The 23,668-nt window shown below is 73.1% G+C and carries 20 protein-coding genes; 15 read left to right on the top strand and 5 right to left on the bottom strand.

Annotation, left to right across the window (positions count from 1 at the left end; genetic code table 11):
- The first annotated feature begins 155 nt into the window (after positions 1-155).
- The 11 genes from CWIS_RS11260 (at position 156) to CWIS_RS11210 (ending at position 12,102) form a co-directional block, all read left to right on the top strand.
- Positions 156-1,340, top strand: coding sequence for a pyridoxal phosphate-dependent aminotransferase (locus tag CWIS_RS11260; RefSeq protein ID WP_048343386.1), 1,185 nt, complete (start codon positions 156-158; stop codon positions 1,338-1,340).
- Between the two features lie 31 nt (positions 1,341-1,371).
- Positions 1,372-1,977: a pyridoxal 5'-phosphate synthase glutaminase subunit PdxT gene (gene pdxT, locus CWIS_RS11255; RefSeq protein WP_048343385.1), complete on the top strand. Its 606-nt coding sequence runs from the start codon at positions 1,372-1,374 to the stop codon at positions 1,975-1,977.
- 7 nt (positions 1,978-1,984) lie between these two features.
- Entirely contained in the window at positions 1,985-2,740 is a 756-nt protein-coding gene (locus tag CWIS_RS11250; RefSeq protein ID WP_048343384.1) for a YebC/PmpR family DNA-binding transcriptional regulator, read from the top strand.
- 169 nt (positions 2,741-2,909) lie between these two features.
- A complete protein-coding gene (gene ruvC / locus CWIS_RS11245; protein ID WP_048343383.1) occupies positions 2,910-3,470 on the top strand; it encodes a crossover junction endodeoxyribonuclease RuvC in 561 nt (186 codons plus the stop codon).
- Between the two features lie 136 nt (positions 3,471-3,606).
- Positions 3,607-4,233 carry a Holliday junction branch migration protein RuvA gene (gene ruvA / locus CWIS_RS11240; RefSeq protein WP_048343382.1) on the top strand — a complete coding sequence of 209 codons (627 nt, stop codon included), beginning with the start codon at positions 3,607-3,609 and terminating at the stop codon, positions 4,231-4,233.
- A 37-nt stretch (positions 4,234-4,270) separates the two neighbouring features.
- A complete protein-coding gene (gene ruvB, locus CWIS_RS11235; protein ID WP_048343381.1) occupies positions 4,271-5,305 on the top strand; it encodes a Holliday junction branch migration DNA helicase RuvB in 1,035 nt (344 codons plus the stop codon).
- Between the two features lie 131 nt (positions 5,306-5,436).
- Positions 5,437-5,910: a preprotein translocase subunit YajC gene (gene yajC, locus CWIS_RS11230; RefSeq protein WP_053071684.1), complete on the top strand. Its 474-nt coding sequence runs from the start codon at positions 5,437-5,439 to the stop codon at positions 5,908-5,910.
- Positions 5,911-5,942: 32 nt separating this feature from the next.
- The gene (gene secD, locus CWIS_RS11225) at positions 5,943-7,976 is read left to right on the top strand and encodes a protein translocase subunit SecD (protein ID WP_082156401.1); all 2,034 of its coding nucleotides are present in this window, start codon (positions 5,943-5,945) and stop codon (positions 7,974-7,976) included.
- Positions 7,976-9,073 (top strand): protein translocase subunit SecF, encoded by a 1,098-nt coding sequence (gene secF / locus CWIS_RS11220; protein ID WP_048343379.1) that lies wholly within the window; start codon positions 7,976-7,978, stop codon positions 9,071-9,073. The genes secD and secF overlap by 1 nt, the downstream gene beginning before the upstream one ends.
- Positions 9,070-9,630: an adenine phosphoribosyltransferase gene (locus tag CWIS_RS11215; RefSeq protein ID WP_048343378.1), complete on the top strand. Its 561-nt coding sequence runs from the start codon at positions 9,070-9,072 to the stop codon at positions 9,628-9,630. The genes secF and CWIS_RS11215 overlap by 4 nt, the downstream gene beginning before the upstream one ends.
- A 111-nt stretch (positions 9,631-9,741) precedes the next feature.
- Positions 9,742-12,102 (top strand): bifunctional (p)ppGpp synthetase/guanosine-3',5'-bis(diphosphate) 3'-pyrophosphohydrolase, encoded by a 2,361-nt coding sequence (locus CWIS_RS11210; protein WP_048343421.1) that lies wholly within the window; start codon positions 9,742-9,744, stop codon positions 12,100-12,102.
- Here the strand turns inward: CWIS_RS11210 and CWIS_RS11205 are convergent.
- The 3 genes from CWIS_RS11205 to CWIS_RS11195 form a co-directional block, all read right to left on the bottom strand.
- Positions 12,068-12,694: a hypothetical protein gene (locus CWIS_RS11205; RefSeq protein WP_048343377.1), complete on the bottom strand. Its 627-nt coding sequence runs from the start codon at positions 12,692-12,694 to the stop codon at positions 12,068-12,070. The two genes, CWIS_RS11210 and CWIS_RS11205, sit on opposite strands and share 35 nt — an antisense overlap.
- Positions 12,695-12,783: 89 nt before the next feature.
- Positions 12,784-14,619 carry a DUF349 domain-containing protein gene (locus CWIS_RS11200; RefSeq protein WP_048343376.1) on the bottom strand — a complete coding sequence of 612 codons (1,836 nt, stop codon included), beginning with the start codon at positions 14,617-14,619 and terminating at the stop codon, positions 12,784-12,786.
- Entirely contained in the window at positions 14,616-15,410 is a 795-nt protein-coding gene (locus CWIS_RS11195) for a peptidylprolyl isomerase (RefSeq protein WP_053071683.1), read from the bottom strand. The genes CWIS_RS11200 and CWIS_RS11195 overlap by 4 nt, the downstream gene beginning before the upstream one ends.
- Positions 15,411-15,625: 215 nt before the next feature.
- On the opposite strand from CWIS_RS11195, the gene CWIS_RS11190 reads away from it, so the two are divergent.
- The 4 genes from CWIS_RS11190 to aspS all read left to right on the top strand — a co-directional run bounded on the left by CWIS_RS11190 (position 15,626) and on the right by aspS (position 20,866).
- Positions 15,626-16,348, top strand: coding sequence for an MBL fold metallo-hydrolase (locus CWIS_RS11190; RefSeq protein ID WP_048343375.1), 723 nt, complete (start codon positions 15,626-15,628; stop codon positions 16,346-16,348).
- 45 nt (positions 16,349-16,393) lie between these two features.
- Complete coding sequence (gene hisS, locus CWIS_RS11185) at positions 16,394-17,764, top strand: histidine--tRNA ligase (protein ID WP_048343374.1); 1,371 nt, start codon at positions 16,394-16,396, stop codon at positions 17,762-17,764.
- 92 nt (positions 17,765-17,856) lie between these two features.
- On the top strand, positions 17,857-18,960 hold the full coding sequence (locus CWIS_RS11180; protein ID WP_048343373.1) for an Rv2578c family radical SAM protein: 1,104 nt from the start codon (positions 17,857-17,859) through the stop codon (positions 18,958-18,960).
- Between the two features lie 115 nt (positions 18,961-19,075).
- Positions 19,076-20,866: an aspartate--tRNA ligase gene (gene aspS / locus CWIS_RS11175; protein WP_048343372.1), complete on the top strand. Its 1,791-nt coding sequence runs from the start codon at positions 19,076-19,078 to the stop codon at positions 20,864-20,866.
- 109 nt (positions 20,867-20,975) lie between these two features.
- Here aspS and CWIS_RS11170 read toward each other — a convergent pair whose 3' ends face one another.
- Positions 20,976-21,314, bottom strand: a complete 339-nt coding sequence (locus tag CWIS_RS11170) for a hypothetical protein (protein ID WP_048343371.1) — start codon at positions 21,312-21,314, stop codon at positions 20,976-20,978.
- A 1-nt stretch (position 21,315) separates the two neighbouring features.
- Complete coding sequence (locus CWIS_RS11165; protein WP_048343370.1) at positions 21,316-23,550, bottom strand: MMPL family transporter; 2,235 nt, start codon at positions 23,548-23,550, stop codon at positions 21,316-21,318.
- Positions 23,551-23,668: the final 118 nt, after the last annotated feature.

The raw sequence follows: 23,668 nt of genomic DNA, 5'->3' as shown, positions 1-23,668 counted from the left end.
GAGGTTCCCGCTGGCTGCGGCCGTTCGTCTCGGACACTAGCCCCGCGCCTCGCGCAGGGCGAGACGGGCGCGGTCGCAGGCCCCGGCCGATGCGCCGCGACGCGACCGTACTGGTCGGTAACCTGCTCGTGACCTGACGCGCGTACCGTCGGGCCATGCCGATCGCCTCGTCCTCCTCGCCCTCGCGCGCGATCCCGCGCAGCGGCATCCGCACGCTCATGGACCTCGCCCTGCGTGACCCCGCGGCCGTCCACCTCGAGATCGGCGAACCCGACGCGGTGCTGCCGCACCACGTCGTCGACGCGGTCGCGCGTGCCGCCTCGCGCGGCGAGACGGGCTACTGCTCGAGCATCGGCCTGGCCGAGCTGCGGGCCGCGGGAGCCGAGCGCATCGCGAAGCGTTCGGGCGCGCGCGTGGACGCCGACGCGGTCGTCGTGACGCACGGCGCGATGCACGGGCTCGCGATGGTGATGTCCGCGATCCTCGGGCCGGGTGACGAGATCCTGCTGCCCGACCCCACGTTCCCCAACTGGGCGATGTCCGCGCACGCGTGCGGCGCGGTCCCGACGACGTACCTCGCACGGGCGAGCGACGGCTTCGTCCCGCGTGTCGCCGACGTCGAGGCAGCGATCACGCCGCGCACGCGCGCGATCGTCGTGTGCTCGCCGAACAACCCGACCGGCGCCGTGTACCCGGCGGCGACCGTCGAGGCGCTCGTCGAGCTCGCGCGTCGGCACGACCTGTGGATGCTGTCCGACGAGTGCTACGAGGCGATCACGTTCGGCACCCCGCACGTGAGCCCCGCGGCGTACGACACCGACGGCCGCGTGCTCGTCTTCCACTCCATGTCGAAGACGTACGCGATGACCGGCTGGCGCGTCGGGCTCGTGGCGCTTCCGCGGCCCGAGCTCGTCGACCTCGTCGGCCAGATCGCGGAGGCGACCGTCTCGTGCCCGTCGACGGTGGGCCAGCACGCGGCCCTCGCGGCCCTCGAGGGCTCGCAGGAGTGGGTGCACGACGCCGTCGAGTCGTACTGGGACCGGCGGGACGCCGCGGCCGAGCTGTTGACCTCGCGCGGTCTGCGGTTCTCCGAGCCCGACGGTGCCTTCTACCTGATGGTCGACGTGGGCACGACCGAGACCGAGGCGTTCGCGCGGCGGCTGCTCGCGCGTCGGCACGTCGCGGTCGCCCCGGGGTCGACGTTCGGCGTCGGTGCGGACGGGATGGTGCGCGTGAGCCTGGCCGCGTCCCGGTCCGCGCTGCTCGACGGCCTGACGCACCTGGCCGACGAGGTCCGCACGGCGTCGGGCAGCGGTCTGCGCGCAGCCGCCGCGCGCTGAGCACCCGCGACGGCGACCTAGGATCTGCGACGTGACTGTGACCGTCGGTGTCCTTGCGCTGCAGGGTGACGTGCGTGAGCACGCGCACGCCCTCGAGACCGAGGGCGCTCGCGCCGTGCCCGTGCGTCGGGTCTCCGAGCTCGACGCCGTCGACGCGCTCGTCATCCCGGGTGGGGAGTCGACGACGATCGACAAGCTCCTGCGCGCGTTCGACCTGTTCGACCCGGTCCGGGAGCGACTGCGGGCGGGGATGCCCGCCTACGGCTCGTGCGCCGGCATGATCCTGCTCGCCGACCGGGTGCTGGGCGGCATCGAGGGGCAGCAGACCCTCGGCGGGGTCGACATGACGGTGCGCCGCAACGCGTTCGGTAGGCAGGTCGACTCGTTCGAGACTGACCTGTCGATCGAGGGTGTGGACGACGGCCCGTTGCACGCCGTGTTCATCCGAGCGCCCTGGGTCGAGGAGGTCGGCCCGGCCGCCACGGTGGTCGGGCGCGTCGAAGCAGGTCCAGCCGCCGGTAGGATCGTGGCGGTCCGCCAGGGACCGCTGCTCGTGACCTCGTTCCACCCGGAGGTCACCGGTGACACCCGGGTGCACCGTCTCTTCGTCCAGATCGTCCGCGACAGCCAGGGGTAACGAGCGCATGTCGGGTCACTCCAAGTGGGCCACCACCAAGCACAAGAAGGCCGTGATCGACGCGAAGCGAGGCAAGCTCTTCGCCAAGCTCGTCAAGAACATCGAGGTGGCCGCCCGCACTGGCGGTGGTGACCCCGCGGGTAACCCCACGCTCTTCGACGCGATCCAGAAGGCCAAGAAGTCGTCGGTTCCCAACGACAACATCGACCGCGCCCTCAAGCGCGGGTCCGGCCAGGAGGCCGGCGGCGCCGACTACCAGACGATCATGTACGAGGGCTACGGCCCCGGCGGGGTCGCGGTGCTGGTCGAGTGCCTGACCGACAACCGCAACCGGGCCGCCTCGGACGTGCGCGTCGCGTTCACGCGCAACGGCGGCCAGATGGCCGACCCGGGCTCGGTCTCCTACCTCTTCAGCCGCAAGGGCGTCGTCATCGTGCCCAAGGAGGGCACCGACGAGGAGGCCGTCATGGAGGCGGTCCTCGAGGTCGGCGGCGAGGAGGTCACCGACCTCGGCGAGCAGTTCGAGGTGCTGAGCGAGGCGACCGACCTGGTCCCGGTCCGGACCGCGCTGCAGGAGGCCGGCATCGAGTACGACTCGGCCGACGTGGTGTTCTGGCCCGCGACGCAGATCGAGGTCGACGCCGACGGCGCGCGCAAGATCCTGCGCCTCATCGACGCGCTCGAGGACTCGGACGACGTGCAGAACGTCTACGCGAACTTCGACGCGTCCGACGAGGTCATGGCCGAGCTCGAGGACGACTGACCGACCGGTCCGTCCCGCACGACAACCGCGACGAGGGGCCGCACCACCCGCGAGGTGGTGCGGCCCCTCGTGCGTCCTCGCCCGAGCGCGCTCGTCGGCGATGCACCGGGTGGGCGGCGTGCGGCGTTGCGAGCCGTCCCGCGTGGGAGCCGGGTGCGACGATGCGCGCGTGCGAGTTCTCGGCGTGGACCCTGGCCTGACCCGGTGCGGGCTGGGTGTCGTCGACGGGCTCCCCGGACGCCTGGTGCGGCTCGTGCACGTGGGCGTGGCGACCTCCGGCGCGGACCTGGACGTCGACCAGCGGCTGCTCCTGATCGAGCGCCGGATCGAGGAGTGGCTCGAGGAGCACGCTCCCGATGCCGTGGCCGTCGAGCGCGTCTTCGCCCAGCACAACGTGCGCACGGTGATGGGCACCGCGCAGGTCGCGGGGCTGGCCATGGTCGCCGCCGCGCGTCGTCGGATCCCGGTGGCGCTGCACACGCCGTCCGAGGTGAAGGCGGCGGTCACGGGCAACGGCCGCGCGGGCAAGGCGCAGGTCCAGACGATGGTCGCGCGCCTCCTGCAGCTCGACGAGCTGCCCCGGCCGGCCGACGCGGCGGACGCGCTCGCGCTGGCGATCTGCCACCTGTGGCGCCCGGCCGGCGCGCTGGGTGCGCCCCAGCGCCCGGCGGCGTCGATGACCTCCGCGCAGCGCGCGTGGGCCGCCGCGGAGCAGGCCGCGCGGCGCTGAGGTTCGGCACCTCGTCCGGGGAGCGTGCGCCCGGGCCGGGCCGGGCCGGACCGGACCAGGCCGGGTCGGGGCGTGTCGTTCGTACAGTTGTTCGTGCGTGTGGGAAGGTTACCCGTCGAACGGTGGAGGTGGCTCGGTGATCGCTTCGGTGCGGGGGACGGTCCTCGCGGTGCGGCTGGACTCGGCGGTCGTGGAGGTCGGCGGCGTCGGCATGCTCGTGCAGGCCACGCCCGCGACCCTGGCGCAGCTGCGGCACGGCCAGGAGGCGCTCCTGCACACGTCGCTCGTGGTGCGGGAGGACTCGCTCACGCTCTTCGGCTTCGCCGAGGACGACGAGCGCGAGGCCTTCGAGATCGTGCAGACCGTGAGCGGGGTCGGGCCGCGACTCGCGCTCGCCATGCTCGCCGTCCACACGCCGGACGGTCTGCGCCGCGCGGTCGCCGGTGAGGACCTCAAGGCTCTCGAGCGCGTCCCGGGCATCGGCCGCAAGGGTGCGCAGCGCATCGTCCTCGAGCTCAAGGACCGCCTGGGCGCGCCGTCGGCGGTGCCCGTCGCGGGGGCTGCGGCGGCGGCTCCCACGCCGACCGAGACGGACCGCAGGCAGCAGGTCGTCGACGCGCTCGTCGGCCTCGGGTGGAACCCCAAGGTCGCCGAGGAGGCCGTGACCGACGTGCTCGCCGACACCGAGGGCCCGCTGACGGCCGAGGACGTCCCCGCGGTGCTGCGGGCCGCGCTGCGCGGGCTCGGCGGCGTCCGTGGCTGATCGTCGGGGAGACGCGGCGGAGCCGGACGAGGAGCTCGTGACCGAGCGCTTCCCGGCGGAGTCGCTCGTGCGCTCGGGCGCGGACGACCTCGAGCGCGCGGCCGAGGCCGCGCTGCGCCCGCGGCGGATGGCGGAGTTCGTCGGGCAGCGGGTCGTGCGCGAACAGCTCTCCCTGGTGCTGCAGGCCGCGCGCGGCCGCGGCCGGGCGCCGGACCACGTGCTGCTGTCCGGGCCGCCCGGGTTGGGCAAGACCACGCTCGCGATGATCATCGCGGCCGAGCTCGGCGCCTCCTTGCGCGTGACGAGCGGGCCCGCGATCCAGCACGCGGGCGACCTCGCCGCGGTGCTGTCCTCGCTCGAGGAGGGCGAGGTGCTGTTCCTGGACGAGATCCACCGCATCGCGCGGCCGGCCGAGGAGCTCCTGTACGTCGCGATGGAGGACTTCCGCGTCGACGTCATGGTCGGCAAGGGCGCGGGGGCCTCGGCGATCCCGCTCGCGCTGCCGCCCTTCACGGTCGTCGGTGCGACGACGCGCGCGGGCCTGCTGCCCGCGCCGTTGCGCGACCGGTTCGGCTTCACCGGTCACCTCGACTTCTACGCGACGGATGAGCTCGAGCAGGTGCTGCTGCGTTCCGCGGGCCTGCTCGGCGTGCCGCTCGCGGGGGCGGCGGCGCGCGAGATCGCGTCGCGCTCGCGCGGCACGCCACGTATCGCGAACCGGCTCCTGCGCCGCGTCCGGGACTGGGCCGAGGTGCGCGGCGACGGGACCCTGAGCCTCGCCGCGGCACGCGCCGCGCTCGAGGTCTACGAGGTCGACGAGCGCGGCCTCGACCGCCTCGACCGGTCCGTCCTCGAGGCGCTGTGCCAGCGGTTCGGCGGGGGACCGGTGGGCCTGACGACCCTGGCGGTGGCCGTCGGCGAGGAGCCCGAGACGGTCGAGACGGTTGCTGAACCGTTTCTGGTGCGCGAGGGCCTGATCGGCCGGACACCGCGCGGCAGGGTCGCGCTGCCCGCGACGTGGGCACACCTCGGGCTCGCCGCCCCGCGTGACCCGGGCACGCTGTTCGCCTGAGGGCGTCGGACGCGCGCCGATCTGTGGCAGGCTCCCCACCGGGCGGGAACCTTCGCACCTGGACGTGCGTTGGAGCGACGGGCCGCTACGCCTAGACTGCCCCGGACACGATCGACCCTAAGGACTCTGCTGTGACTCAGCTCAGCGTCGCGCTCGCGGCGACCAACGCCACCACCAGCAACACCGGTGGGGGCGGTTACTCCATGTTCCTGATCCTGGCCCTCGCGGTCGGGGCGTTCTGGTTCATGTCCCGTCGCGCGCGCAAGCAGCAGAAGGCGCAGCAGGAGTTCCGCAACACCCTCGAGCCCGGCGACGAGGTCATGACCGCTTCCGGCATGATGGGCTACGTCGTGGAGATCGAGGACGACGCGATCACGCTCGAGTCCACGCCGGGCGGCAGCCAGACGCGCTGGGTGCGCGCCGCGATCGCCAAGAAGATCGAGCCGCCCGTCGTGTACGACGACGAGGAGGAGGACGTCGAGGACGACGCCGACCTCACCGACGAGGAGCGCGCTGCCGCCGCTGACGACGCCGTGATCGACGTGCCGGACGACCTGTCGTCGCTTCCGCCCACCCGGGGAGACGACGAGACCGACCGGAAGTAGCCCACGCGGCCCGTCGAGCTGTTCGGCGGGCCATGACCCCACCGGTCGCATGCGACCGGTGCGCGCACGAGAGAAGAACTCCGTTGGCCCCACCCACACGCCGCCGCCGGCCGGTTCGCACCCTGATCACGCTGGTGGTCATCGTGGTGCTGCCCTTCCTGGCGGTCTTCATCGGTACGAAGACGTCCGACGCGACCTGGACGCCCAAGCTGGCCCTCGACCTCGAGGGCGGGACGCAGATCATCCTGACCCCGGTGTCCACCGACGGGCGCGAGCCGACGGCGGAGGACATCAGCCAGGCGATCAACGTCATCCGCCAGCGGGTCGACGGCTCGGGCGTGTCCGAGGCGGAGATCAGCAGCCAGGGCGGCAACAACATCGTCGTCGCGATCCCGGGCAAGGCCTCCGACGAGACGATCGCCACGGTCAGCCGCTCGTCGCACATGGAGTTCCGCCCGGTCCTCGTGCAGGACTACGCGTTCTCGGCACAGCCGACGCAGGCGCCGACGGCCGCAGCGACCGGTGAGCCGACGCCCGACGCGACCACGGAGCCCGGCAGCGACGAGACGGTCGCGCCTGCCCCCACGGAGTCCGCGGACACCACGGCGGACGCGACGGACGACGCGAGTGCGCCCGCGACGCCCGAGGCCACCGACGCACCGACCCAGGAGCCGACGGCCGACCCCACGGCTGCGCCCCAGCGGCCGAGCGAGCCCGCGTCCGCGAGCGACGCCGCGTACTGGGTCACCGACGAGATCCGCGCGCAGTTCGACGCGCTCGACTGCACCGACCCGTCGAACCTCGGCGGCGGCACCTCGGGCAAGGCCGACGCCGCGTTCGTCAGCTGTGGCGTCGACAGCGAGGGCAACAGCGACGGCCTGAAGTACATCCTCGGCCCCGTCGAGATCGACGGGAAGGAGATCTCCTCGGCCTCGTCGGGCCTGGAGGTCCTGCCGAGCGGTGCGATGGGCAACCGCTGGGTCGTGAACATGGAGTTCTCGTCCACGGGGGCCAAGCAGTTCACGGACGTCACGACGCGCCTCGCGACCCAGAGCAGCCCGCTGAACCAGTTCGCGATGGTGCTCGACGGGCTCGTGATCTCGGCGCCCAGCGTCGAGAAGGCGATCCCGAACGGCCAGGCGCAGATCTCGGGCAGCTTCAACCAGACCACCGCCGCGCAGCTCGCGAACCGGCTCAACTTCGGCTCGCTCCCGCTCGACTTCAAGGTGCAGAGCGAGCAGCAGATCTCGGCCACGCTCGGCTCCGAGCAGCTCCAGAAGGGCCTGCTCGCGGGCATCATCGGCCTGCTCCTCGTCGTCGTGTACTCGCTGCTGCAGTACCGCACGCTGGGCCTGGTGACGGTCGCGTCGCTCGGGATCGCCGCGCTCCTGACGTTCGGCGTGATCACGCTGCTGTCGTGGACGCAGGGCTACCGCCTGTCGCTCCCCGGTGTCGCGGGTCTGATCGTCGCGATCGGTATCACGGCGGACTCGTTCATCGTCTACTTCGAACGCATCCGTGACGAGCTGCGGGAGGGGCGCACGCTGGGCGCCGCGGTCGAGCGGGGCTGGGCACGCGCCCGCCGCACGATCCTGGCCTCGGACGCGGTCAACCTCATCGCGGCCTTCGTCCTGTACTTCCTGGCGGTCGGCGGCGTGCGCGGGTTCGCGTTCACGCTGGGTCTGACGACGATCATCGACGTCATCGTCGTGTTCCTCTTCACGCACCCGCTCATGGAGCTCCTGTCGAAGACGAAGTTCTTCAGCGAGGGCCACCCGGCCTCGGGTCTCGACCCGCGCCGCCTGGGCGTCGTCGGCGCGCGGTACGTCGGCCGGGGCCAGGTCGTGACGGGTCGGCGTACGGACGTCGAGCCGGGCGACGACGCGACCGCCGACGCGGTCCGCACGCCCGCGACGGTGGGCGCACGGCAGGACGGCCTGACGATCGCCGAGCGCCGTGCCGCGCAGCGGGCCGCTGAGCAGGGCACGACCAAGGACCGCGCGGTCTCCGACGCACCGAAGGACGACACGGCCGGCGACGCGCCGGTCGAGGGGAGCGAGCACTGATGGCCGTCGGATTCGCCCAGTGGGGCAACGACCTGTACACGGGCCGTCGTTCGTACGACATCGTCGGACACCGGCGCATCTTCTACATCGCGTCGACGATCCTCGTGCTGATCTCGGCCGCGCTGCTGATCAAGCCGGGGCTGAACCCGGGCATCGAGTTCCGGGGCGGCTCGGAGTTCGTCGTGTCGGGCATCGCGGGCGACCGCGACCAGCAGCTCGCCATCGACACGGTCCAGGGGATCGCGTCGGGGGAGTCGCCCGAGGTGACGAACCTCGGTGCCGACTCGCTGCGCATCCAGGTCGCCGAGCTCACCGACGAGCAGGTCAACAAGGTCGGTGACGCCCTGCAGGCCGCGTTCGACGTGACCGAGGACGAGATCACGACGCAGTTCGTCGGCCCGACGTGGGGGCAGGACGTGTCCCGCAAGGCGATCTCGGGAATCCTGGTGTTCCTGGTGTTCGTCACGGTCGTCATGACGATCTACTTCCGCAACTGGCGCATGGCGCTGGCGGCGCTGATCGCGCTGTTCCACGACCTGATCATCACGGTCGGCCTGTACGCGGGGATCGGATGGGAGGTCACACCGGCGACGGTGATCGGCTTCCTGACGATCCTGGGGTACTCGATCTACGACACGGTCGTGGTGTTCGACAAGGTGCGTGAGAACACCGCGGACACGCTGGACCAGAGTCGCTTCACGTACGCCGAGAAGGCGAACCTCGCCGTCAACCAGACGCTGGTGCGCTCGATCAACACCTCGGTCGTGGCGCTGCTGCCCGTCTCGGCGATCCTGTTCGTCGGCGCCGCGATCCTCGGCGCCGGGACGCTGCGTGACATCGCGCTCGCGCTGTTCGTCGGCATGCTCGTCGGCGCGTACTCCTCGATCTTCCTCGCGACCCCGCTCGAGGTGACGCTGCGGGAGCAGGAGCCGCGGATCAAGGCGCACACCGCCAAGGTGCTGGCCGCGCGCGTGGGTGTCGACGCGGAGACCGTCGGAGCCGGTGGTGTCGCCGTCCCGCACGCTGCGGCTCAGCTGCGTCCGGGCACTCACCTCGGGCAGGCGGCACAGCCGAAGCGGCGCAAGCCGTCCCGATGAGCACCTTCCCCATCGTGGGCGACCCGGCGCGCGACGATGTCGTGCGCCGGGTCAACGCGCTCGTCCGCCTGGTCCCGGACTACCCGCAGCCCGGGGTGCTGTTCCGTGACATCACGCCGCTGCTCGCCGACGCGAGCGCCTTCGCGGACGTGGTTGCGACGATGGCGTCCCCGGCGCACGGACCCGTGGACCTCGTCGCGGGCATGGAGGCGCGCGGGTTCCTGCTCGCAGCGCCCATCGCGACCGCGCTGGGTGCGGGGCTCGTCCCCGTCCGCAAGGCCGGCAAGCTGCCCGGCCCGCTCGCCACCGAGTCCTACTCGCTGGAGTACGGCGACGCGTCGATCGAGATCCAGCCGTTCACGATCCCGGCTGGTGCGCGGGTGCTCGTCGTCGACGACGTCCTGGCGACCGGTGGTACCGCCGCCGCGACCGTCCGACTGCTGCGCGCCTGTGGCGCCGAGGTGGTCGGGCTGTCCTTCCTGGTCGAGATCGCGGGACTCGACGGACGCCGGCACCTCGAGGGCCTGGCCATCGACTCGGTGGTCACGGTCGACTGACCGTTCGTCCGACCAGGCACGCGACCGCCGCCGGGCGCCCTGCGTGCGAGGCGATCGCGCGACGGTCGTAGACTCGTGCGATCCAGCGTGACCAGCACGGAGGGAGTCCGGGTGACCGAGGACCTCGCCGCGCCCACCGCAGGCGACCGCTCGCCCGAGGCGTCAGCGGGTTCGTCGGCCGGGCAGGCGTCGGCTGCGACCGCCGAGCAGAACGGCTCGTCGGCGTCGCGGGTGCGCGCTGCCCTCACGCGGTTCGGCAGCGCCAGGGGCCCGGCGTACCCGGCGCTCGAGCCGGTCCTCCAGGCGGCGCGCGCGAATCACCCGAAGGCCGACCTGAGCACGGTCGAGCGCGCGTACGTCGTCGCCGAGCGGGCGCACCGCGGCCAGCTCCGCAAGAGCGGCGACCCGTACATCACGCACCCCGTCGCGGTCGCGACGATCCTCGCCGAGCTCGGGATGACGCCCTCGACGCTGGTCGCCGCGCTCCTGCACGACACGGTCGAGGACACCGAGTACTCGCTCGAGCAGCTCCGGCGCGAGTTCGGGCCCGAGGTCGCGATGCTCGTCGACGGCGTGACGAAGCTCGACAAGGTCACCTACGGCGACGCGGCGCAGTCCGAGACGGTCCGCAAGATGGTCGTCGCGATGGCGCACGACATCCGCGTGCTCGTGATCAAGCTCGCCGACCGCCTGCACAACGCCCGCACGTGGAAGTTCGTCCCCGCGGCCTCGGCCGAGAAGAAGGCGCGGGAGACCCTCGAGATCTACGCGCCGCTGGCGCACCGCCTCGGCATGAACACGATCAAGTGGGAGCTCGAGGACCTGTCCTTCGCGACCCTCTACCCGAAGGTGTACGACGAGATCGTCCACCTCGTCGCCGAGCGCGCCCCGGCCCGCGAGGAGTACCTCGCGGTCGTGCGCGACCAGGTCGGGGCGGACCTGCGGGCTGCGAAGATCAAGGCCACGGTCACGGGCCGGCCGAAGCACTACTACTCGATCTACCAGAAGATGATCGTGCGCGGCCGCGACTTCGCGGACATCTACGACCTGGTGGGCGTGCGCGTCCTGGTCGACACCGTGCGCGACTGCTACGCGGCGCTCGGCGCGCTGCACGCGCGATGGAACCCGGTCCCCGGCCGGTTCAAGGACTACATCGCGATGCCCAAGTTCAACCTGTACCAGTCGTTGCACACGACCGTGATCGGGCCGGGGGGCAAGCCGGTCGAGATCCAGATCCGCACGCACGACATGCACCGCCGCGCGGAGTACGGCGTCGCGGCGCACTGGAAGTACAAGGAGAACGCGAAGAACGCGACCGACGACGCGCCCGCGGGCGGCGACATGACGTGGCTGCGTCAGCTCGTCGACTGGCAGCGCGAGACCGCCGACCCCACGGAGTTCCTGGACTCGCTGCGGTTCGAGATCGCCGGTTCCGAGGTCTACGTCTTCACGCCCAAGGGCGACGTGATCGCTCTGCCGCAGGGCTCGACGCCCGTCGACTTCGCGTACGCGGTGCACACGGAGGTCGGGCACCGCACGATGGGCGCGCGCGTGAACGGCCGCCTCGTCCCGCTCGACTCGACGCTCGAGAACGGCGACGTCGTCGACGTCTTCACCTCGAAGTCCGAGACCGCCGGACCGAGCCGCGACTGGCTCGGCTTCGTCAAGAGCCCCCGCGCGCGCAACAAGATCCGTCAGTGGTTCTCCAAGGAGCGCCGCGAGGAGGCGATCGAGCACGGCAAGGACTCGATCGCGAAGGCGATGCGCAAGCAGAACCTGCCGATGCAGCGCCTGCTGTCGCACGAGTCGCTCGTCGCCCTCGCGACCGAGATGCGCTACCCCGACGTGTCCGCGCTCTACGCGGCGGTCGGCGAGGGTCAGGCGTCCGCGGCCAGCGTCGTGCAGCGGCTCGTCCAGTCGCTCGGCGGCGAGACGGGCGCGGAGGAGGACCTCGCAGAGACCGCCCGGCCAGGTCCGACCGCGCGCCGGGTCCGCACCGGCGACCCGGGCGTCGTCGTGCGTGGCGTCGAGGACATCTGGGTCAAGCTCGCGAAGTGCTGCACCCCGGTGCCGGGCGACGACATCGTCGGGTTCGTGACCCGGGGCGCGGGCGTGAGCGTCCACCGCAGCGACTGCATCAACGTCGAGCAGCTGCGCGCGCAGCCCGAGCGCATGGTCGACGTCGAGTGGAGCCACACGTCGTCGTCGCTGTTCCTCGTGCAGATCCAGGTCGAGGCGCTCGACCGCGCGCGTCTGCTCTCCGACGTCACGCGGGTCCTGTCGGACCACCACGTGAACATCCTGTCGGCCTCCGTCTCGACGTCGCGCGACCGCGTCGCGATGTCGCGGTTCGTGTTCGAGATGGCCGAGCCGTCCCACCTGACGTCGGTGCTGGCGGCCGTGCGCAAGATCGAGGGCGTGTTCGACGTCTACCGGCTCACGGGTTCGCGTCCGGAGGACGCGCTGCGCTGAGCCTCGCGAGGTCGCCCTGGGCGCCGTCGCGCTCGAGTGCTGCCTCGAGGACGGCGTGCGCCCGCCGCACGTGGCGCCGCCCGGCGAGTGCGGTGAGCCGCCGTCGGACGGTCGCGAGGTCCAGTCCGTGCGCCGCGAGGTCGACGAGCCGGGCCACCGCGTCGTCGGGGGCGAGCCAGCGCGCGACGTCCTCGGCCGTGCGCTCCGGGGTCGTCACCGCGGTTCCCGCGACCAGGACGACGTCAGAGGGTCCGAAGACCGCCTCGGCGCACGTCCGGTCCGGCCGCGGGGCCGGTCGCCGCACGCCGACGGGCACCAGGACGCACGCGCGCGCGGGCGGCCTCGTCCCGGTGTGCACCCAGGCCGCGCTGTCGCGCCCGAGCACGCCGTGCCGGGGCAGGGCCGTGACGAGCGCCCGCGCGCGGTCGTCCGGGCTCGGCGGCTCGGGCCCGACGACCGCGACGGACTCGGTCACGGGGAGCAGCACGCCGTCGCGCAGCATCCCCGCCCAGTCGGCGGTCGCGGTGTCGCAGCGGCGCACGAGCCGCGGCAGGACGAGCTCGGTGGGGAGCAGCGAGAGGGCGTCGGTCATCCGGTGAGGATGCCCGACGCCCTCTCGTCGTCGTGCGGGGCCTGTGGACGACGGGCGCGCGCGGCCGCGCCCGTGGGCTCAGCCCGTGGTCAGCCTCGCGCGTCCTGCGCGGCCCGCTGGACCTGCTCGAGCCAGGCGCGCCGCGCGTCGAGCGCGGCCTGCGCCTCGGCGATGCGGCGCTGGTCCTTGGCGGCCTTGGCCTTCTCGAGGTCCTTCTCGAGCCCGACGATCGCCTGCTCGAGCTGTGCAGCGGCACCCTCGGCGCGTGCGCGCGTCTCGGGGTTGGTGCGGCTCCACTGCTTCTGCTCGGCCTCGCGGATCGCGGTCTCGACCGCGCGCAGGCGGCCCTCGACACGCTGGATGTCGCCGCGGGGCACCTTGCCCGCGGCCTCCCACCGGTCCTGGATCCCGCGGATCGCCTGCTTGGCCGCGCCCAGGTCGGAGATCGGCAGCAGCGCCTCCGCCTCGACGAGGAGCGACTCCTTGACCTCGAGGTTCGCCGCGAACTCGGCGTCCGTCGCGGCGTTCTGGGCGTCACGGGCGGCGAAGAAGGCGTCCTGCGCAGCACGGAACCGGGCCCACAGCGCGTCGTCGTCGGCGCGGCTCGCGCGTCCGGCCGACTTCCACTGCGCCATCAGGTCGCGGAACGCGCCGGCGGTGGCGCCCCAGTCGGAGCTGGACTGCAGCCGCTCGGCCTCGTCGACCAGGCGCTCCTTGGCCTGCTTGGCCGCGGCGTTGGACTGCTCGAGCTCGGCGAAGAAGTGGCGACGCTCGCGGTCGAACGTGGTGCGCGCGTGGCTGAACCGCTTCCAGAGCGCCTCCTCGGTCGGCCGGTCGAGACGCGGACCGGTCCGCTGCGCGTCCTTCCACTGGTCGAGCAGGCCTCGCAGCTGCTCGCCGGCGGGGCGCCACTGGATGCGGCTCGGGTCGGTCTCGGCGATCTTCTCGGCCTGCTCGACGATGGCGGTGCGGGCCTCGACCGCTGCCGCTCGCGCGGCCTGGCGCTCGGCCTCCGCGCGGGCACGACGCTCGGCCGCGACACCGCGCAGCGCGTCGAGACGCGCCCGGAGCGCGTCCAGGTCGCCGACCGCGGCCGGCTCGGCGGTCTCCTCGGTCAGGCGCGTGAGCGTCTGGTCGATCTCCTTGACCGACAGGTCGGTCGCGCCGAGGCGCGCCTCGAACACGGTCACCTTCGCCTGCAGGTCCAGGAACCGGCGGACGTAGAACGCCAGCGCCTCCTCGGCCGTCGCGCCCGGGTACTGGCCGACCACGCGCTCGCCCGCTGCCTCACGGACCGAGACGGTGCCGTCGGCGTCGACCGAGCCGAACGTGGCCGCGTGCGCGGCCTCGGCGGCGTCGACCGGGGGCGTGACCACGACGGCCGGCGTCGCGGGTGCTGCGGGCGCGCTCGGCGCAGCGGGGGCGACGTTCACGGGAGGGCGGGGGACCGGGCGCGGCCCGGGCTTGATCGAGGCGGGCGTGGGGCGGGCTGCGCTGGTCGGCGCCGTCGCCGCGTCCTCGGCCGGAACCTCCTCGACCGGAACCTCCGCGACCGGTGCGTCCTTAGTCGACGGGACCTCGGCGATCTCGTCGGTGGTTGCGTCCTGTGCGGCCGCAGCGTCGTCCGAGGATGTCTCCTCGACCGCAGCCTCGACGGCTGCCTCCGCGACAGGCGCCTCCTCGGTCGCGGCAGCACCCGGCGCCTCAGCGCGGGGTGTCTCGTCGGCCTGTGCCTGGTCGGTGGCCGCCTGCTCGGCGGGTGCCTCGGTGACGGGTGCCTCGTCGGTGACGACATCGGTCGTGGCGACCTGGTCGGTCGCGTCCTGGGCGGCCGCCTCGGGGGCAGGTGCGCTCACATCGGGGGAGGTGGGCTCCGTCACGCCGTCGGCGGCGATCTCGGCCGACTGGTCCGGGGTCTGCGTCACTGGATCTTCACTCCCTCGATGATGACGTCGGACACGGGAGGGCCGTCTGGCGAACCCTGTGCCGTGCCCGCGTCGGCGATGGCCTTGACGACGTCCAAGCCGGACGTGACCTGGCCGAACACGGTGTAGCCGCCCGCCTTGTCTGACGGGATGGAGCTGGTGTCGTACACGATGAAGAACTGCGAGCCCATCGAGCTGCCGTTCCCGCTCTGGCGCGCCATCGCGATGGTCCCGGCGGGGTACGTCCCGTCGGCGGGCGCGTTTTCGATCGGTCCCCACGAGTAGCCTGGCCCGCCCATGCCCGTCGCCTGGGGGTCGCCGCACTGCAGCACGTAGATCCCCTCGGTGGTGAGGCGGTGGCACTTCGTACCGTCGAAGAAGCCGTCCTTCGCGAGCGTCACGAAGTTCGCGACCGCCTGCGGCGCGGCCGCGCCGTCGAGCGAGACCTGGAGCGGACCGGCGTTCAGGTCGATCTCGCCGGTCCACGTGCGGCCCTCGGCGAGCGCGGGATCGGGGACCAGCTCGGAGTTGGTGGGCGCGGCCGTGGGTGTGGCGTCGACGGGAGGTTGCGTCGCGTCGGGGCTCGGGGTGTCGGTCGAGTACGCGGCGGGGGTGGCGTCGTCGGCGTTGTTCGCGACGACGGCCGCGACGACGCCGATGACCAGGACGAGCGCCCCGACGACCGACCCCGCGACGATCCGACGCCGACGCCGACGGACGGCCTCGGCGTGCCGTGCCTGCCACTTCTCCATCCGGCGGCGCTCGTACTCGCGCTCCCGCTTGTTGGACACCCGCACTCCTCGCGTGACTGTCTGTGCACCGTGCGGGACGCGATGCGTCGTCGCACAGTGGAACCCCGGACAGTCTAGGCAGGTGGCGGACGTGCGCGATCCGCACACGGCGCGCGTGGATCACAACCCGGTCACGGTCTCGTCCCACGGGCGGCGCCCGGCCCCCGACGGGCCGCGCCGGGCGTCGTCGCAGGGGGCGCCGATAGCCTTCGAGCGTGGACGTGCTGACGGTGATCTCTGCGGTGTTCGGTGCACGCTCGAGCGTGCTCGTGGCGGACGACGGCGCCTGCGTCGTGGTGGACGCGGGCGCGCTGGTCGCGGACGCGGTGGTCGCCGCGGTGGGGGAGCGTGGCCTGCACCCGCGCGCGGTCGTGCTGACGCACGGGCACGTCGACCACACCTGGGGCGCCGCGGAGCTCTCCCGTCGCCTCGAGGTGCCCGTGCACGTGCACGCACGCGACGCGTACCGGCTCGCTGACCCGTTCGGGACGCTCGGCGTGCTGGGAGGCGCCCCGCACGACCCGTCCGGGCCGCTCGCCCAGGCGCTCGCCGCAGCGGGAGTGGACCCGTCGTCGTACACGCCGCCGCAGGACGTGCGCACGTTCGGCACCTCCCGGGCCGACGAGAGCGCGCCCGAGCGCGACGACGACGTCGCACTCGGGCTCGAGGGCTTCGACCTCGTCGCACGGCACGCGCCCGGTCACACGGAGGGTTCGACGCTCTACCTCACCGAGGGCCTCGCCTTCACGGGCGACGTCCTGTTCGCCGGCACGGTCGGTCGCACCGACCTGCCGGGAGGCGACCCGCAGGTCATGGAGCGCACCCTGCGGGAGGTCGTCGCGCGCCTCGACCCGGCCACCCACGTCGTCCCAGGTCACGGTCCGACGAGCGTGATCGCCCAGGAGCTCGCGACGAACCCGTTCCTCGCGCATCGCTGAGACGGCACGACGAGCACGGCCTCGTCGTCTGGGAAGATCGTGCACATGGCGCGACCGACACCCCTGTCCGGATTCCCCGAGTGGCTGCCCGAGGGCCGCATCGTCGAGCAGCACGTGCTCGACGTGCTGCGGCGCACGTTCGAGCTGCACGGCTTCGCGGGGATCGAGACGCGCGCCGTCGAGCCGCTCGACCAGCTGCTGCGCAAGGGGGAGACCTCCAAGGAGGTCTACGTGCTGCGGCGGCTGCAGGAGGAGCCGGACGCGACCCCGGACCGCGCCGGCCAGCTGGGCCTGCACTTCGACCTCACGGTCCCGTTCGCGCGGTACGTTCTCGAGAACGCCGGTCACCTCGCGTTCCCGTTCCGGCGCTACCAGATCCAGAAGGTGTGGCGCGGCGAGCGGCCCCAGGACGGCCGGTTCCGGGAGTTCGTGCAGGCGGACATCGACGTGGTGGGCGCGGGTGCTCTGCCCTACCACTACGAGGTCGAGCTGCCGCTCGTCATGGCCGAGGCGCTCACCGCCCTGCAGGAGATCGGGCTGCCTCCCGTGCGCATCCTGGTCAACAACCGCAAGGTCGCGGAGGGCTTCTACCGTGGCCTGGGCCTGACTGACGTCGAGGCGGTGCTGCGCAGCATCGACAAGCTCGACAAGATCGGTCCGGACGCCGTCGCCGAGCTGGTGGTCGCCGAGGCGGGCGCCACGCCCGAGCAGGCGCAGGCGTGCCTGCGGCTGGCGGCGATCAGCGGGACCGACGAGGACGTCGTCGACCGGGTGCTCCAGCTCGCGGTCGAGGTGGGTGCGCAGCACGAGCTGCTGGACGAGGGGCTGGGCGAGCTCGGCCAGCTCGTGCGCGCCGCGCAGGACCGCGCGCCGGGCGTCGTCGTCGCCGACCTGAAGATCGCGCGCGGCCTGGACTACTACACGGGCTCGGTGTACGAGACCGTGCTCGTCGGGCACGAGCAGCTCGGCTCGATCTGCTCGGGCGGGCGGTACGACACGCTCGCGTCCGACGGGGCGAACAGCTACCCCGGCGTCGGGCTGTCGATCGGCGTCTCGCGGCTCGTCTCGCGGCTGCTGGGGGCGGGGTTCGTCCGCGCGACCCGGTCGGTGCCGTCGGCGGTGCTCGTCGCCGTCTCGTCGGAGGATGACCGGCACCGTTCCGACGCGGTGGCGACCGCGCTGCGGGCGCGTGGCATCCCCGTCGAGGTCGCGCCCTCCGCGGCGAAGTTCGGCAAGCAGATCAAGCACGCGGACCGTCGTGGCATCCCGTTCGTCTGGTTCCCGGGTCCCGCGGACGCGGGCGGTACCGCGGACGAGGTCAAGGACATCCGGTCGGGCGAGCAGGCACCCGCGGACGCGGCGACCTGGGCGCCTCCGGCGGAGGACCTCTTCCCGCGCGTGGTCGCCGCCGGCTGACGCGCGACCACGCCCGCCCGGGCCCGGCGAACGGTCCCGGTGGCGCGGGCGCAACCCTTGCACGCCGTGCGTACATGTGTTCGAATCGTGGCGTGCGGTGGGACGGGCAGAAGATCGAGGCCGACGAGGGTGCGCTCCCGGGGCTGGAGCTGCCCGGGCTCGTGCGCACCGTGCGGACGCCCGAGTTCGCCGGCGTGACGTTCCACGAGGTCCGGGCCCGTTCCGAGCTCTCGCGCGTCCCGGACGCGTCCCAGGTCCCGTTCCGCTGGACCGTGAACCCGATGCGCGGCTGCCTGCACCGGTGCGTCTACTGCTTCGCCCGGGGCACGCACCGCTACCTCGAGCTCGACGCGGGCCGCGACTTCGACACCCAGATCGTCGTCAAGACGAACGTGGCCGAGGTGCTGCGCAGCGAGCTCGCGAAGCCGTCCTGGGGACGCGAGCACGTGGCCCTCGGCACGAACACCGACCCGTACCAACGGGCCGAGGGTCGCTACCGCCTGATGCCGGACGTGATCGACGCCCTCGCGGGGGCCGCGACTTCGCTGTCGATCCTCACCAAGGGCACGCTGCTGCGCCGGGACCTGCCGCTGCTCGAGGCTGCGGCGCGCGAGGTCCCGGTCTCGCTCGCGGTCTCGATCGCCGTGCTCGACGACGAGCTGCAGCAGAGCCTCGAGCCGGGGACGCCCACGGCCAAGGCCCGGCTCGACCTCGTCCGGGCCATCCGGGACGCGGGGCTGCCCGTGCACGTCATGGTGGCGCCCGTCCTGCCGTGGCTCACCGACTCGACGGACCACCTGGAGCGGCTGTTCGCGGCGGTGGCCGAGGCAGGCGCGGGGCGGGCGTCCGTGCTGCCGCTGCACCTGCGCCCCGGTGCGCGCGAGTGGTTCCTGTCGTGGCTCGGCCGGGAGCGACCCGACCTCGTCGCGGGCTACGGCCGGGTGTACGGCAGCGGTTCCTACGCGCACGGCGAGTACCGCGCCTGGCTCAGCGCGCGTGCCCGACCGTTGCTGGCGAAGCACGGGCTCGACCCGGATGCCCACGGCCGCCGCGCCCACGACCAGCGTGCCCAGGAGGACCAGCAGCGGCGCGCCGGGGACCCGCGGCACCGGGACGGGGCAGGCCTGAGGTGGGGCAAGCGGTCCGTGGCCGCCGCGCACGCGGCCGCCGCGGAGGTGCAACCGAGCCTGTTCTAGGGCCGGTCGGGGCGGTGGCGCACGGACGCGCGCGGCCGTCGGACGTCGTGACCGCGCCGAACTATGATCGTCACGGCGCCCGTCCGGGCGTGATCCCCGACCTGAAGGACCTTCCGTGCTGCGCACCCACACCGCCGGCTCGCTGCGGGCCGAGCACATCGGCACCACCGTCACGCTCACGGGCTGGGTGGACCGCCGGCGCGATCACGGCGGCGTCGCGTTCGTGGACCTGCGTGACGCGTCGGGCGTCGCGCAGGTCGTGATCCGTGACGAGGCGGTGGCGCACGGCCTGCGCTCCGAGTACGTCCTGCAGGTCACGGGCGAGGTCGGTCGTCGTCCCGAGGGCAACGAGAACGCGAACCTCGCGACGGGCGAGATCGAGGTCGTCGCGTCCGAGGTCGTCGTGCTCAACGAGTCGGCGCCGCTGCCGTTCCAGGTCTCGTCGTCGCTCGACGAGCAGGTCGGCGAGGAGACGCGACTCAAGTACCGCTACCTCGACCTGCGCCGGCCTGCCCCGGCGCGCGCCATCAAGCTGCGCTCGAAGGTCAGCCAGGCCGCGCGCGCGGTGCTCGACGCGCACGACTTCGTCGAGGTCGAGACGCCGACCCTCACGCGATCGACGCCCGAGGGCGCGCGCGACTTCCTGGTGCCCGCGCGGCTCTCGCCGGGCAGCTGGTACGCGCTGCCGCAGTCGCCCCAGCTCTTCAAGCAGCTCCTCATGGTCGCCGGGCTCGAGCGGTACTACCAGATCGCGCGCTGCTACCGCGACGAGGACTTCCGCGCGGACCGCCAGCCCGAGTTCACGCAGCTCGACGTCGAGATGAGCTTCGTCGAGCAGGACGACGTCATCGCCCTCGCCGAGGAGGTACTCGTCGCACTGTGGCGCCTGGTCGACGTCGAGATCCCGACGCCGATCCAGCGCATGACCTTCGCCGACGCGATGGCCCGCTACGGCACGGACAAGCCCGACCTGCGGTTCGGGCTCGAGCTCGTCGACCTGACCGCGTACTTCGCGAGCACGCCGTTCCGCGTGTTCCAGGCGCCCTACGTCGGCGCCGTGGTGCAGCCGGGCGGTGCGGACACGCCGCGTCGCGGGTTCGACGCCTGGCAGGAGTGGGCCAAGCAGCGCGGGGCCAAGGGCCTCGCCTATGTGACGGTGGGCGAGGACGGCGAGCTCGGCGGGCCGGTCGCGAAGAACATCACCGACGACGAGCGTGCCGGCCTGGCCGCGGCGACGGGCGCCCAGCCGGGCGACGCGATCTTCTTCGCCGCGGGCAAGCAGTCCGAGGCCCGTGCGCTGCTCGGTGCCGCGCGGCTCGAGATCGGTCGTCGCGGCGGCCTGATCGACGAGGACGAGTGGTCGTTCGTGTGGGTCGTCGACGCGCCGCTGTTCAAGCCCACGGGCGAGGACGACGACGTCGCGGTCGGCGAGGGCGCCTGGACCGCGGTGCACCACGCGTTCACGTCGCCGACCCCGGAGTGGATCGACCGGTTCGAGGAGAGCCCGGGCGAGGCGCTCGCGTACGCCTACGACATCGTCTGCAACGGCAACGAGATCGGTGGCGGCTCGATCCGTATCCACCGTCGCGACGTGCAGCAGCGGGTGTTCGAGGTCATGGGCATCGGCGAGGAGGAGGCGCAGGAGAAGTTCGGCTTCCTGCTCGACGCCTTCCAGTTCGGTGCGCCGCCCCACGGCGGGATCGCGTTCGGGTGGGACCGCATCGTCGCGCTGCTGACCGCCTCGGAGTCGATCCGTGAGGTCATCGCGTTCCCGAAGTCGGGTGGCGGCTACGACCCGCTCACGCAGGCGCCGGCGCCGATCACGGCCGCGCAGCGGCGTGAGGCGGGCGTCGACGCCAAGCCCAAGGAGGCCAAGCCGGCTCCGGAGGTCGCCCCGGCGTCCTGAGGCCGCGACCGCCCCGACTGCCCGACCAGCTGCCGGTCCGGCGGTGTGCCGACCTCGCCTCGCGGTCGGCACACCGCCGGGCCGTCGCGCTGCCCACGGCGGCCGTGACTCACCACCTGACGGGCGGGGGCTCCTCGCGCTCGTCGTCGAACGACGCGTGCCGGCGGGGCTCAGCGGGCTCGACGGGTGGCAGGTCGAACCGGCCTGCGCGCGACTCGCGGACCCACCACCATGAGCGGACGGCGGCCGCCACGATCACCACGGTGGCAAGCGCGCTGAAGAACCACGGGGCAGCCAGGTCTGCCGTGTCGTCACTCGCCGTGGTGGCGGTCCTGACGAGCCAGCGGACGCAGCCGACCGACCACAGGGTGAGGACGACCGCGACGGCGATCCGGGCGGCCCTGGGCGCGCCGCGGTAGGTGGCGGTGCGGCTGCGGTCACGCCTCATGTCAGTGGGTCAGGCCGATGCGGTCGTGGACGCGCGCGGCCCAGCGGGGCGCCCACCAGTTGAGGTCCCCGAGGACCGTCATCGTCGCGGGGACCAGCAGCAGCCGCACGATCGTCGCGTCGATCAGCACCGCGACGGCGAGCGCGAACCCGACCTCCTTGATCACCAGGAGCTGGCCGGCGACGAAGCCGCCGAACACGATGATGAGGATCGCCGCGGCGGACGTGATGATCCGTCCGGAGCGCTGCAGGCCGATGCGGATCGCCTCGAGCGTGGGCCGGCCCTCGTCGTGCAGCTCCTTGATGCGCGACAGGAGGAACACCTCGTAGTCCATCGCGAGGCCGAACCCGAAGGCGACGACGAGCGCGAGCACGTACGTCTCGATGCCCCCGGTCGAGACGAACCCGAGCAGGCGCTCAAGGTGGCCGTCCTGGAAGGCCAGGACCAGCACGCCGAGCGACGCCGCGAGCGACAGCAGGTTGGTCACGAGCGCCTTGACGGGCAGCACGAACGAGCCCGTCATGAGGAAGAGCAGCAGCAGGGTCGCGAGGCCCACGATCGCCGCGGCGAGCGGCGCGCCGTCCTCGAGCGCGGCGACGAAGTCGATCTGGAACGCGGCCTGACCGGTGACCCATGTCGGGAACGCGGGGTCGAGCCCGCGGATCTCCTCGACCACGTCGCGCGCGACCGGACCGCCTCCGTCGTCCGTGTCCGGCCGCACGCCGATGACGACGTACGCGCCGGCCGCGCTCGGCGGGTCGACCGAGGCGACGCCGTCCAGCGTGGCGAGCTCGGCGGCCCAGGCGGTGCCCTCGGCCAGCGAGGTCTCGACGACGACGGTCACCGCGGGCGAGGTCGCCGCGGGGTACTCGCGCGCGAGCGTCTCGACGAACTGGCGCTGCGTGCTCCCCGGCGGCAGCAGGCCGGTCGTCGAGCTGCGCAGCTCGAGGTGCAGCAGCGGGGTGGCGAGCAGGGCGAGCAGCGCGACCGAGCCGGCCAGCACCCACCACGGGCGTCGCTGCACGCGGCCGGCCAGGTGCGAGAACGCGCCCTCCTGCGACTGCGTGTCCATGGTCCGGGCGAGGACGGCGCGCACGCCCGGGACCCGCGCGAGCACGCCCGGACGCAGGAGGCGTCGACCCGCGAGCGTGAGCAGCGCGGGCACGAGCGTGAGCGCCGTGGCGACGGCGATGAGGACGACCGCGCACCCGGCGGCGCCGATGGCGCGAAGGATCTGCGGGCTGAACACGAGCAGCGAGGCGATCGCCACGGCCACCGTCACGGCCGAGAAGGCGACCGTCCTCCCCGCGGTGGCCATCGTGCGCTCGATCGCGGTCGCGACCGCGCCGTCACCGCGCCGCCGCCGCGCCGCCCGGCCGCCGTCGTCGTCCACCACCTGGTGCAGCTCCTCGCGGAACCGGGAGACGATGAGGAGGCCGTAGTCGATCGAGAGGCCGAGCCCGAGCACCGTGACGACGTTGATCACGGACGAGTCGACGTCCATGAGGTAGCTCAGGCCGAGCACGGTCGCCAGACCGCCGGCGATCGAGGCGAGCGCGCCGGCCATCGGCATCGCGGCGGCGAGGAACCCGCCGAACACGAGCACCATCGCGATCAGCGCGATCGGGAGCGTCAGCGCCTCGCCCGTACGCAGGTCCTGCTTCACCTGCGACGTGATCTCGTCGACGATCAGCCGCGTCCCGCCGACGATGCCCGTGACGTCGGGTGCGGCGTCGCGCAGGTCGTCCGGCACCGCGTCGAGCCGCGCGGCGACCGCGCCGATCGCCGTGTCCCGCGCCTGCGGGGTCAGGGTGGCGTCGAGGTCGACGACGACGAGGAACCCGTCACCGCCGGTCGAGACGAGGGGCGCCGCGGCCGGGTTCGCCACGCCGTCCGGCAGCGCGAGCGGGTCGATGACCGACGCCACGCCGGGGATCGCCGCGAGCTCCTGGCGGGAGTCGGCGAGGGCGGTGCCGACGGCGGGGTCGCTCGGGTCGACGTCGGACAGGACGAGCGTGAGCGAGGCGCCGCCGTCCTGCGACCGGTAGAGCAGGTCGCGACCTTCCACGCTCTCGGAACCCGGAACCGTGGGCTCGCCAGTCGCGACCCGTTGGAACACGGACTCGCCGTGCACGCCGAGTCCGGCGAGCGCGTAGGCGAGGACGGCGAGCACCGCCCACACGACGACGACGGTGCGGGGGCGATGCGCGACGATGCGGCCGAGTCGAGCGAACACCGGGTCATCGTCGCAGGTCCGCGCGCGGCGCACGGGGCGGGACGCGCGCGGGTTGTGGACGGGCACGGGGTCCGGCCGTCCCGCGCGCCCGTCAGCCCGCGGATCCGGGGAAGTCGGC

It is taken from the genome of Cellulomonas sp. A375-1 (assembly GCF_001040865.1).
Classification (GTDB): Bacteria; Actinomycetota; Actinomycetes; order Actinomycetales; family Cellulomonadaceae; genus Cellulomonas; species Cellulomonas gelida.
This window is presented reverse-complemented; position numbering and strand designations above follow the sequence as displayed.

Coding starts and splice junctions, on each gene's coding strand:
- CWIS_RS11260 (WP_048343386.1), top strand. CDS start 156: ATGCCGATCGCCTCGTCCTCCTCGCCCTCGCGCGCGATCCCGCGCAGC.
- CWIS_RS11250 (WP_048343384.1), top strand. CDS start 1,985: ATGTCGGGTCACTCCAAGTGGGCCACCACCAAGCACAAGAAGGCCGTG.
- secD (WP_082156401.1), top strand. CDS start 5,943: ATGACCCCACCGGTCGCATGCGACCGGTGCGCGCACGAGAGAAGAACT.
- secF (WP_048343379.1), top strand. CDS start 7,976: ATGGCCGTCGGATTCGCCCAGTGGGGCAACGACCTGTACACGGGCCGT.
- CWIS_RS11215 (WP_048343378.1), top strand. CDS start 9,070: ATGAGCACCTTCCCCATCGTGGGCGACCCGGCGCGCGACGATGTCGTG.
- CWIS_RS11205 (WP_048343377.1), bottom strand. CDS start 12,694: ATGACCGACGCCCTCTCGCTGCTCCCCACCGAGCTCGTCCTGCCGCGG.
- hisS (WP_048343374.1), top strand. CDS start 16,394: ATGGCGCGACCGACACCCCTGTCCGGATTCCCCGAGTGGCTGCCCGAG.
- CWIS_RS11170 (WP_048343371.1), bottom strand. CDS start 21,314: ATGAGGCGTGACCGCAGCCGCACCGCCACCTACCGCGGCGCGCCCAGG.